Source organism: Streptomyces sioyaensis (assembly GCF_004122735.1).
Lineage (GTDB): Bacteria > Actinomycetota > Actinomycetes > Streptomycetales > Streptomycetaceae > Streptomyces > Streptomyces sioyaensis.
Window position 1 is genome coordinate 19,634 of record NZ_SDIF01000084.1, and the last position, 10,557, is coordinate 30,190.

9 protein-coding genes and 1 pseudogene are annotated in these 10,557 nt (G+C 71.0%); 6 read left to right on the forward strand and 4 right to left on the reverse strand.

Annotated elements, in window-relative coordinates; all coding sequences use genetic code 11:
• Window positions 1-233 precede the first annotated feature (233 nt).
• The gene (locus EST54_RS24235; RefSeq protein ID WP_129249837.1) at window positions 234-971 is read left to right on the forward strand and encodes an SDR family oxidoreductase; all 738 of its coding nucleotides are present in this window, start codon (window positions 234-236) and stop codon (window positions 969-971) included.
• A gap of 95 nt (window positions 972-1,066) precedes the next feature.
• On the opposite strand, the gene EST54_RS24240 is transcribed toward EST54_RS24235, so the two are convergent.
• The gene (locus EST54_RS24240) at window positions 1,067-1,846 is read right to left on the reverse strand and encodes a class I SAM-dependent methyltransferase (protein WP_129249838.1); all 780 of its coding nucleotides are present in this window, start codon (window positions 1,844-1,846) and stop codon (window positions 1,067-1,069) included.
• Between the two features lie 118 nt (window positions 1,847-1,964).
• Between EST54_RS24240 and EST54_RS24245 the strand changes: the two genes are divergently transcribed.
• Window positions 1,965-2,561, forward strand: coding sequence for a TetR/AcrR family transcriptional regulator (locus tag EST54_RS24245; RefSeq protein WP_129249839.1), 597 nt, complete (start codon window positions 1,965-1,967; stop codon window positions 2,559-2,561).
• Here EST54_RS24245 and EST54_RS24250 read toward each other — a convergent pair.
• The gene (locus EST54_RS24250) at window positions 2,551-3,702 is read right to left on the reverse strand and encodes a baeRF10 domain-containing protein (protein ID WP_129249840.1); all 1,152 of its coding nucleotides are present in this window, start codon (window positions 3,700-3,702) and stop codon (window positions 2,551-2,553) included. The two genes, EST54_RS24245 and EST54_RS24250, sit on opposite strands and share 11 nt — an antisense overlap.
• Before the next feature lie 495 nt (window positions 3,703-4,197).
• Here EST54_RS24250 and EST54_RS24255 point away from each other — a divergent pair, with 495 nt between their 5' ends.
• Window positions 4,198-5,061, forward strand: a complete 864-nt coding sequence (locus tag EST54_RS24255; RefSeq protein ID WP_161989320.1) for an alpha/beta fold hydrolase — start codon at window positions 4,198-4,200, stop codon at window positions 5,059-5,061.
• 18 nt (window positions 5,062-5,079) lie between these two features.
• Window positions 5,080-5,193 (forward strand): annotated as a pseudogene (locus EST54_RS36280) (phosphorothioated DNA-binding restriction endonuclease); the annotation flags it as partial.
• A 21-nt stretch (window positions 5,194-5,214) separates the two neighbouring features.
• Here the strand turns inward: EST54_RS36280 and EST54_RS24265 are convergent.
• Together EST54_RS24265 and EST54_RS24270 are read right to left on the reverse strand one after the other, a co-directional pair.
• Window positions 5,215-7,152 (reverse strand): alkaline phosphatase family protein, encoded by a 1,938-nt coding sequence (locus EST54_RS24265; protein WP_129249842.1) that lies wholly within the window; start codon window positions 7,150-7,152, stop codon window positions 5,215-5,217.
• Window positions 7,153-7,533: 381 nt separating this feature from the next.
• Window positions 7,534-8,085 (reverse strand): hypothetical protein, encoded by a 552-nt coding sequence (locus EST54_RS24270; RefSeq protein ID WP_129249843.1) that lies wholly within the window; start codon window positions 8,083-8,085, stop codon window positions 7,534-7,536.
• Window positions 8,086-8,410: 325 nt separating this feature from the next.
• On the opposite strand from EST54_RS24270, the gene EST54_RS24275 reads away from it, so the two are divergent.
• Window positions 8,411-9,853 (forward strand): sensor histidine kinase, encoded by a 1,443-nt coding sequence (locus EST54_RS24275; protein WP_244942604.1) that lies wholly within the window; start codon window positions 8,411-8,413, stop codon window positions 9,851-9,853.
• Entirely contained in the window at window positions 9,850-10,515 is a 666-nt protein-coding gene (locus EST54_RS24280) for a response regulator transcription factor (protein WP_129249844.1), read from the forward strand. Before EST54_RS24275 ends, EST54_RS24280 begins: the two co-directional genes overlap by 4 nt.
• Window positions 10,516-10,557 lie beyond the last annotated feature (42 nt).

Sequence of the window (10,557 nt, forward strand, 5' to 3'; positions counted from 1 at the left end):
ACCAGGCTAAGCCGGCTGGAGACTCGTATGCGTACGAGTACGCATCGGCGAGCACAGGCCTTGGACCGTGCCGACGGCACGCCGGCCGCAACGCGTCATGTCGGCGCCCGGCCGCCGGTCGCCCGGGCCGCGGCTCGACGGTCCTCCACGAGCCGTCGCCCGAGCCTCAGGCCCTCGTACTGACAACTGACAGCAGGTCAGGCCCTCGTGCTGACAAGGGAAAGGAAGTCCTCATGTCCGGAATTACGGGCAAGGTGGTGGCGATCACGGGAGCCAGCAGCGGCATCGGCGAGGCGAGCGCGCTGCTGCTCGCCGAGCGCGGCGCGCGACTCGTCCTCGGCGCGCGCCGGTCCGCGCGCCTGGCGGAGCTGGTGGCCCGGATCGAGAAGGCGGGTGGCGCGGCCGTGCAACTCCGTACCGACGTGACCCGGCCGGACGACCTGCACGCCCTGGTCGCGCTGGCCTCAGAGCGCTTCGGCCGGCTCGATGTGCTGGTCAACAACGCCGGGGTCGGCACGATTTCGCCGCTCGACGATCTGCGGGTCGAGGAGTGGGACCACATGATCGACGTCAATGTGAAGGGTGTGCTGCACGGCATCGCCGCCGCGCTGCCGGTCTTCCGCGCACAGGGCACCGGGCACTTCGTCACCACCGCCTCCACGGCTGCCTTTCGCGTCGTCCCCGCCATGGCGGTCTACGCCGGCAGCAAGTTCGCGGTCCGGGCACTCTGCGAAGGGCTGCGCCAGGAGGCCGGCGACTCGGTGCGGGTGACCACCGTCTCGCCCGGTGCGACCGCCACCGACTTCGCCGAGGCGTCCACCAACAGCCGGGTCAGAGCGGAGATCACGAAGATGCGGGACGACATCGCCATACCGCCCGACGCGATCGCCCGCGCCATCGCGTTCGCCATCGAACAGCCCGACGCCGTCGATGTGAACGAGATCGTCGTCCGGCCCACTGCCCAGACCTGACCGCGGCTCGTACCCGAGCAAGGGGTGCGGCCCGGGCAAGGGGTGAGGCCCGGGCAAGGGGCGAGGCCCGGGCAAGGGGCGAGTGATCACCCCGGTCAGGCAACTCCTGTCCTTTCGGTCTCCGTCCGCGTCGCGGTGACCACCACCGTCGCGTAGGCCATGGTGAAGGTGCCGCCCCTCGCGTCGATGGCGGAGCCGACGTCGTCCAGTACCTCCGCCAGTTTGTCCGGTGGGAGGCGGGTGAAGGCGCCCTGGGTGGGCAGTTGGTCCAGCCATGCGGCTCGGGTGTAGGAGCACTCCCAGTCGAATTGCCACTGTTGCGGGGCGCCGAATCCGCCGGACTGTCGGATCCCGTCGGCGGCCTTGGTGAAGAACGCTTGGTAACCGGTCAGGGCTTGCTTCGTCGCCGGGGAGGTGAACGGCGCGTCGGGCATGACGCGTCGGCAGGCCGCGGCGGTGGCTTCCGCCACGTCGGGTGGGGGCTGGCCCACGTTCCAGAACGCTGCCAGCCGGCCGCCGGGACGCAGTGCCTGCGCCGCCTTGGCCGCGCCGGCGACCGGGTCCAGCCAGTGCCAGGTCTGCCCGGCGACGACCGCGTCGAAGTCGCGGCCGGCCGGGTCCCAGGCCTCGAACGCCGCGACCTCTGCGTCGAGTCCGCCGCGCCGGGCCAGGTCGGCCATCCGCGCGTCGACGTCGACCCCGAGCACCCGGCAGCCGGCTGCCTGGAACTGCCGGGCGGCGATGCCGGTGCCACAGCCGACGTCTAGGACGTCGGGGCCGGGGCTGGTGGCGACGATCGCCGCCACCATGGCGTCGGGGTAGCGGGGGCGGGCCCGGTCGTAGAGTTCGGCGTCCGTGCCGAACGACTCGGCCATCAGCCGGTGTTGATGAGGCTCATTCCCGGAGCACGGTAAAGTGGGCATGCGCCCGCTATGGTGGGCACGCGCCCACTCGTCAACGGGTGGGGCCGGGACGAGGGAAGGCGGTGGCACGGTGCCGACAGGGGTGGCCATGCGGGACGCGCGTGAGCAGTTGTTCGGCGCCGCCGAGCGCGTCCTGCTCCGGGACGGGCCGAACGCGCTGACCAGCCGGGCGGTCACCACGGAGGCAGGGTGCGCCAAGGGCCTTCTGCACCGGCACTTCGCCGATTTCGACGACTTCCTCGCCGAGCTCGTGCGGGACCGCATCGCCCGGATCGACGCGCAGACCGCCGCCCTGCGCGACTCCGCGGGCACCGGCACCGTCGCCGGCAACCTCACCGCCGCGCTGACGGCCCTGTTCGAGTCGGTCGCCGTACGGATCATCGGCCTCGTCACCTTCCGGGACGAACTGCGCGCCCGGCTGCGCCGGACCACGCCGACCGGCGTCCCGGTCCTGGCGGAAGCCACGGCCATGGTCGCCGCCTACCTCACCGCCGAGCGGGAGCTGGGCCGCATCGCGGCGGACGCCGACGTCGGCACGCTCGCTCCCACGCTGATCGGGGCCGGGCATCTGCTCTTCGCCGACCGGGAAGCCGACCCGGCGGAGGCCGGAGCCGTCCACAAAGTCGTGACGACGGTGATCGCCGGTGTGGTGAGAACTACTTCGTAGTGATGGGCTGCGGAGGGAGTTCGAAGCGCAGCAGGGCGCCGGTCTGTGGGGGGCGGAGTTCCGTTTCCACGTCGAGGTGGCGGACCTCGCCGCCGTCGTCGATGACGGCCTCGGTCAGTTCGTCGATGACGTCGGGAACCTCCCGCAGCGGCTCCCCGCAGAACGGACAGGCCCCCGCTGACCGCGCCAGCAGCCTGTCCTGGTCGCAGACGGCCCCCGGGGCGACGGACTCGTCGTCCACGGCCAGCGTCCGGATCGCGGCCAGCGACCCGGCCCACAGCGTCTCGTCGAGCCCGACGGCGCCGAGCCGCCCGGCCCCCTTGGCCTGCAGGATCTCGTCGGCGAGCCGCCGCTGCTCCTCGTGTGCGTGGGCGGAGACGAGCTCCTGCACCTTCTGCTTGATGTCCGCGGACGTCGCGGTCTCGCGGTCCACGGTGAAGCTGCCGACGAGCCGGTTCCGCAGGTCGAGGGGGAGGAAATCGAGGAAGACCGGCACCTCATGGGGATGGCCACCCACGACGAGCACGTCGTAGCCCCCGCCCCCGAACAGCTGCTTGAGCTCACCGACCACCCGCCGGTAGTGCTTCTTGCTCAGCTCGTCGGCCTTGTTGCGGACCCCGTACTCGGCCAGGCCCGCCGCGAAGTTGGGCTTGCGCAGCGTACGGTCGCGGATCGCCTCCAGCTCGCGGGCCTGGCCGAGGTAGTACTCCCAGACCTGGGCGGTGCCCTTGTCCACGAGGACCGCGCAGGTGCGGTAGTACTCGTCGAGCACGCCGAGCAGCGGACGGACATAGGGGTCGGCGTCCACCACGATGCGTTCGTGGCCGTTTCGCGGCAGAAAGACCTCTTCGTAGACGTCGTTGCCGCTGCAGGAGAAGACCGCGACGGTGCCCGGTTCGACGGGCTCCGCGCCGAGGGATTTCTCGATCTTCGCGATGTCGTCGCGGAGCGAGAGCCGCACCTCGTGCTCCCGTTTGCGGTCCTCCGCGAGCGGCCGGATGCGATCCAGCAGGCTCGCCACGCGCGTGGTGAACTCGCGGCGGCCGGGCGGGCCCGGTTCCACCGGAACGTAGAGGGAGACCAGCGGAAGTCCATTGCCGCCCAGCCGGAGGATCCGGTCGACCTGCCCTTGGGTGATCATTGGCGCTCCTCCGCTCGATGAGCCCTCGATTCCAGGAAACGGGGTGCGCAGGGGCGCGGCAACCGCAGGGGGACTGCGCAGGGGCACGCGGGAATGACGGTTCGTCCAGGAACAGCAGCTCTCCGCGCTTGACCGGCGACTCTCCGTGCGGGGATGACCTGATATTCCCGCCCCTGGGGAGATCATGGGCGGGTGGCTTGGGCGCGCGTCCGTGTGCATCTCGATGGACCTGGCCGATGGACCCGGCCGATGGACCTGGCCGATGGACCTGGCCGAATTCTCCGGTACGAACAGTCACGATGGAGTGAGATGAGTCGATCTGGCATTGTCCGCCGGGGCGTCCGCCGGGGCGGTAGTGGTGTCCGCGGAGGAATTCTTGGACCGGCCGGGATTCTGGTCGCGGCTGCGCTGCTCGGGACGGCTTGCAGTGCCTCCGCCACACATTCTTCCCTCTCGGCGGACGCAAGCACTCCTGCCGCTACGTCCTTTGCGCGGATGGTCGATATCGGTCAGGGGCGCAAGATGTATCTGGAGTGCCACGGCAGCGGGTCTCCGACGGTCATTCTTGTGCCGGGGCTCGTCGCCGCCGCTGATACCTGGAGATATGTGCGCGGCTCCGCCGGCGCGATGAAGGCCAGCAGCTCTGCCGTGTATCCCGGGGTGGGGCGATTCACCAGGGTCTGTTCCTACGATCGTCCGGGAACGGCACGGGAGGGCGGGAAGTTCACTCCCTCGACGTCGGTCCCCCAGCCCACGACACCGCGTGGTGACGTCGCCGACCTGCATACGTTGTTGAGCACGGCCAAGGTGCCCGGCCCCTATGTGCTGGTGGGGTGGTCGGCAGGCGGGCCGATCGTCAGGATCTATGCCGGCGAGTACCCGCATGACGTGTCCGGACTCGTTCTCGTGGACGCCGAGACGGAATTCCTGCAATCGCGGCTCACGCCGGGGCAGTTCGCCACCTTTCTGGCGCTGGAGCGCAAGGACGACAAGAAGCGCATCGCCCAGTGGAAAGATGTGGAAAGACAGGATCCGGTGACCGTGTTCCGGCAGGTGCGGGCCGCTCCGCCGGTGCCGAAGGTGCCGGTGGTCGTGCTGACCGGGGATGAATTCGACCCCCGTGCATTCCGTGCTCGGCTGCCGGCCGGCGCCCCGGCGGACTACCCGCAGGTCTTCTGGCGGGCGCAACTCGCCTCGCAAGGAGATCTGGCGCGGACGTTTCCCGGTGCGCGGCACGTCACCAAGACGAGGAGTGACCACAACATCCAGAACAATCAGCCGCAGCTCGTCATCGATGCGGTGCGTGAGGTGGTCGAGAAGGCTCGTCGGCAGGAAAGTGGTAGGCCGTCTGCTTCCTGACGGGGCGGAATTGCCGGCGGACGGGCCCTCATCGGGCCGCAGCAGGGCAGCGCACGGGTCTCCCCCGCCCACATCACCTGGCACAGCGCGCAGGTGTTCCGTGGTGAGCCCCGGGTGCCGGAGGGCGTCTGAGGGGGGCGGGGGTGTCGCCGGCTACCGGGCGGCAACAGCGGGCGTGGTGGAGTCGGGGTGCGGGCCGTAGGCCTTGAGGAAGCGGTCGCGGAAGGTGTCCATCCGCCAGACCGGGCCCTGGTGGCCGGGGTTGAGGCCGGGGGTCCAGTGCCAGCCGGAGATCCGCTTGAGGACGTCGGGGTCGTGGGCGACGAGCGCGACCGGGACGTCCCGGCTGGCGTGGTCGCCGGAGACCTTCGCGACGGGCTGGTGGTCGCCGAGGAAGACGAGCACGGTGTTCTTGTTGCCGTACTTCTCGACGTACGAGATGAGGCTGTTGAGGGAGTACTGGATGGACTTGCCGTACTCGGTGCGCACCCGGTCGGTCTGCTGCCACACGTCCACGGGCTTCTTGCCGGCCTTCTCGATGGAGCGGTAGACGGAGCCGTCGCCGACCTTGTTCCAGGGCAGCGTCTTGGGGAGCGGCGCCCAGGGGTTGTGGCTGGAGGTCAGGATGATCTCGGACATCAGCGGCTTGTCGTGCGGCCGGCCGTGCTCCAGGCGCTGGAAGGCCGAGAGGCTGTACTGGTCGGGCATGGTCGACCAGCTGAACTTGGGTCCCTTGTAGCCAAGTTCCCGTGAGTCGTAGACGTGGTCGAGGCCGTAATACTTCGCTTCCGGCCAGCCCTTGGTGACGCCGGGCATGATGCCGACGGTCCGCCAGGCGCCGGTGCGCTGGAAGGCCTTGGTGAGGGAGAGGTGATCGCCCGCGGTGACGGTGCGGTAGCGCTGCTGGTTGTCGATCCACAGGCCGGACAGGAAGGTGGAGTGGCCCAGCCAGCTGCTGCCGCCGTAGGTCGCCGAGGTGAGCCAGCCGCTGCGGGCCGAGTAGCCGGCCGCGCGCAGCCGCTCGGTCCCCTTCGCGAGCACCGCGTCGACCCCCGGCGCCATCAGCGGGTCCTGGACCGCGCTGCGGCCGTAGCTCTCTATGAAGGTGAAGATGACGTCCTTGCCGCGCAGTCCGGTCAGCAGTTGGCTGCCCGGGGTGCTGTGGTACGGGTCGGTGGCGGCTTGCCTGGCGAACTCCCGCTCGTCCTTCAGCGTCGCGCTCACCCCGTCCATCCGGGCCTGGACGAGGTCGGAGGTGCTCCGGGAGGCGAGCGGCGCGCCGGCGATCTGCAGGCCGAGCGCCGCGGAGAGGACCCACGCGGTCCCGAGGACGAGGGTGGTGCCGGCGGCCGCGGCGCGGTGGCGGGCCATGAGGTTGCTGAGCCGGACGACGGCCAGCGCCGTGAGGACGAGCAGCGCGAGCACGAGGACCACGGCCGCGATCTCTACGCCGAGCGCGCCCGCCGGGCCGATCGAGTCCTGGAGGAAGGAAGCACCGTCGCCGAGCAGGACCCAGTCGAACACCACGTTGAACCCCCGGCCCAGCACCTCGACGAAGCCGATGTCGAGGACGTCCAGGACGGCCAGCACCGCGAGGCCCAGCCCGGCGAGGACCGCTGCCACCCGCCGTACCGTCCGCGGCAGGACGAGCAGCAGGGCGGCGCCGGCTATCCCCTCCACCGGGATGCGGACGAACTCGGCGGGTGTGAGGCGGGCGGGATCGTTCGGCAGGAGGAGCGTGACGAGCACCAGCACGCCGGCCAGGACGGTGGTCGTCCATGCCAGCGCCCGCGCGGCGACCGGGTGCCGATCGCGCCAGCCGGGGGCGGGGGCAGGGACGGGGGCAGGGGCAGGTGCCTCGCTCGCCGCGGTGTGCTGCTCCGGAGCCGCTTCCCCCGCGTGCGCTGTCGCCTCCCCGGCGTCCGGTGCCGCCTCCCCGGCGTCCGGTGTCGCTTCCGCGGCGTCCGGTGTCGCTTCCGCGGCGTCCGTCGCGTCCGTCGCGGGCTCCGGGAGATCGTCCGGTGGCAGGTCCGCGGTCGCGGTGTTCCGCTCCTCCTGAGGCAGTGGGCGAGAGCTCGTGGTGTGCGACACCCGAAGGTCCTTCCGTGCGAGGCCCGGTAGTGGCACGGCGGACCGGACTCGGGAGATCGGCGCCGTCGATAGCTGTACTCGATAGCTGTACGGGCGGCCGGCGGGCTGCGTTCATTCCGCAGGTCGTCGGCCCGGCAGACGGATGCGGGCGAGGACGATCCGGGGCGGTATGTCGTGAATGCGTGAGCTGGGTGGGCGAGGGATGGTGGTGGGGCCGTGGATGGTGGACGGTCGACGGTGGGCGGTGGGCGGTGCGACGCAGTGGAGCAGGAAGGGCGGGACGGGAAGGTCCGGGCCGTCCCCCGATCGGCCCGGACCTTCCCGCCCGGTGTGTGACGGCCGTGCCGGCCGGTGTGTGACAGCCGTGTCGGCCGGCGGCGGTCAGGCCGCGGCAGGCTGCTCCGTTCCCGCCGGGTCGACGGGGGAATTGCGAATGCGGCGGCGCTTCGTCACCAGGACCGCGGTCCGGGTCAGGACCATGGCAAGGGACATGAAAACAAAGGCATTTGCGTAGACGTCCGGGCCGCTGAGCTCATTTTCGATGCTGAAGCGGACCAGCCCCTCGGTGAACCAGTGCTCGGCACCGTAGGCGAAGAGCACGCGGGCGCTGGAAAGGACGATCCAGACGAGGGCGTAACCCACCCCGCCGGTCGTGTAGATGAGGCCGTCGGCGCCGCGGTGGGCGGGGAGCAGGGCGCCCGCCACCAGGCCGCAGATCACGCCCACTCCGACGCCGATGAGCTGCAACGAGGGCGCGTTCCCCGAGGTCGGGAAGGAGTGCACGAAGATCACGATGATGACGGCGACCGCGAGCACGGAGCGCACCATGCGCATATTGGTGACCCGGCGTCGGCCGAGGTCGGTCGCCAGGATGATGGCGAGGATCGTGCCGCCGGCGATGAGTGCAGTGGCGAACTGACTCAGGTGGTTCATGGAATTCGGGACCCTTCCGCAATTCTGCGATACGTGTCATTTCGGCGGCGTCCGCGATATCCAGCACCAGCATTCACCATGCGGCATGCGGCCTTTGGCATGCCGCATTCGGCCTTCGCGTTTCGCCGTCAACGACGCTATGGCGGCGGACCGTTGCCGCGGGACGACCGGCCGGTGGATTCGGGTGTCCACCGGTCGGTGGACAGTGCGGCGGAGGACGGCGGGAGAAGGTGGCGGGGAGGGTGATAGGACTGTGGCCGGTCGCGCGAGGCGCGGTGACGCCCGCGCCCCGGTGCGGGGCCGATCGAATGCGGGGGGACGCACGGTGAGGCTTGACGCGCGGCGCGCGGCGGAGGCGCGGATGCGCTGGTTCGGGCTGTGGGACAGCTACTTCGTGATCTGCTACCTGCTCACCACGGGGCTGGTGTTCACCTCCGCGGTCCCCCAGGGGCACCGTGTCGTCGCGATCGGCGCGCTGACGCTGGCCGTGCCCTGGTACGCGGGGATCGGGCGGCCGTTGATGCGGCACCGTACGAGCGACCGGCGCAACACCGTCTTCGCCGCCGGGCTCTTCGTGCTCTTCGGGGTGGCGGCCGCGGTCGATCTGATGAGTGCGTTCGCGCTGTTCGCGCTGGTCCCGATGCTGATGATGAGCCTGGCGGCCCGGGCGGCCGTGGTGACCGCCGTGCTCGGCAACCTCGTCCCGGTGACGGTGCTGTTGCTGCAGGGCGGCGACGCCGCGGGCCCGCTGGTGCTGTTCGTGCTGCTGGTGTCGCTGCTGGGCATCGCGCTGTCCGTGCTCCTCGGGCTGTGGATCAAGAGGGTGGTACGGCAGAACGAGGAGCACGCCGCACTGATCGACGAACTGCGGCAGAACCGCGCGCAGGTGGCCCGGCTGTCGCACCAGGCCGGGATCTCCGCCGAACGCGAGCGGCTCGCGCGGGAGATCCACGACACCCTCGCGCAGAGCCTGATCAGCATCATCAGCCTGGTGCAGGCCGTCGATGCGGAGGTGGAGAGCGCCCCCGTCAGGGCCCGTGAACACCTCGCGCTGGTCGGGCGGGTGGCAAAGGAGAGCCTGGTGGAGGCCCGTGCCTTCGTCGCCGACCGGACGCCCGCGTCCTTGCAGGAGAGCTCCTTGGCCCAGGCGCTGCGGCGGCAGGCGGACGGGCTGACCGCACAGTCCGGGCTGCTGGTGCGGTTCGCCGTCGAGGGGGTGGAGCGGCCGCTGCCGATGGCGGCCGGCGTCGTCCTGCTGCGTGCCGCGCAGGAGGCCGGCGCGAATGTACGCAAGCACGCCGAGGCCCGCACGGTGGACATGGTGCTCCGCTTCGGCGAGGGGGAGGTCGGGCTGCGGGTCGCCGATGACGGCAGGGGATTCGCCACGGCGGACGGCGAGTTCAGCGGGGCGAAGGGCGAGTTCGCCACGGCGGAGGAAAGAGACGGGAGTGGCCCGAGTGGCAGTGCGGACGAGGACGACGGCGGGGGCTTCGGGCTGCGAGGGATGGCGGCGCGGGTGGCGGAGACCGGAGGCGTGCTGAGCGTGGCGAGCGAGCGGGGCGCGGGCACCGTCGTGGAGGTGAGGATTCCGTTGGCGGGAACGGTGGACGACGCGGCAGCGGGCCCGGACGCGGACCGGACGGACACGGACCCGACAGACACGGACCGGACAGACGCCGACCCGACAGACGCGGACCGGACAGACACGGACCGTGCCGGAGCACTCGGGAAAGTCCTCGCAGGAGCGCTCGGAAAGGGCCGCCGATGACCGGCATGGAAGCCACCACTACCGCTGCCACCACCGCTGCCGCCGCGGTGCGGGTGCTGCTCGCCGATGACCATCCCGTCGTGCGCGAGGGCCTGTGCGCGATGCTCGCCGCCGATCCGGGGATCGAGGTCGTCGGGCAGGCGGGGTCCGGGGAGGAGGCCGTGGCGCTGGCGCAGCGGCTGGTGCCGGACGTGGTGCTGCTCGATCTGCGGATGGGTGGGATGGACGGGGTCGGCGCGACCGGGCACATCCGGCGGCAGACGCCGCACACCAAGGTCGTCATCGTCACCACCTACGAGGACGACTCCGACATCCTGCGGGCGGTGGAGGCGGGCGCGGCCGGCTACCTCCTCAAGGGCAGTTCACGGGCGGAGCTGACCGGTGCCGTGCACGCGGCGGCGCGCGGGGAGACCGTGCTGACCCCTTCGCTGGCCGGGAAGCTGTTCCGGGCGCGGACGGCGGAGGTGCCGCCGCTGTCCGGCCGGGAGTGCGAGGTGCTGGGGCTGGTCGGTCAGGGCCTGACCAACGCGGAGATCGGCCGGAAGCTGTTCATCGGTGAGGCCACGGTCAAGACGCATCTGCTGCGGGCGTTCAAGAAGCTGGACGTCTCGGACCGGACGGCGGCGGTGATCACGGCGCTGGAGCGCGGGTTGCTGTCGTAACCCGGCTCACCCGCCCCCGTTCACCCCTCCCCCGGGCTCACC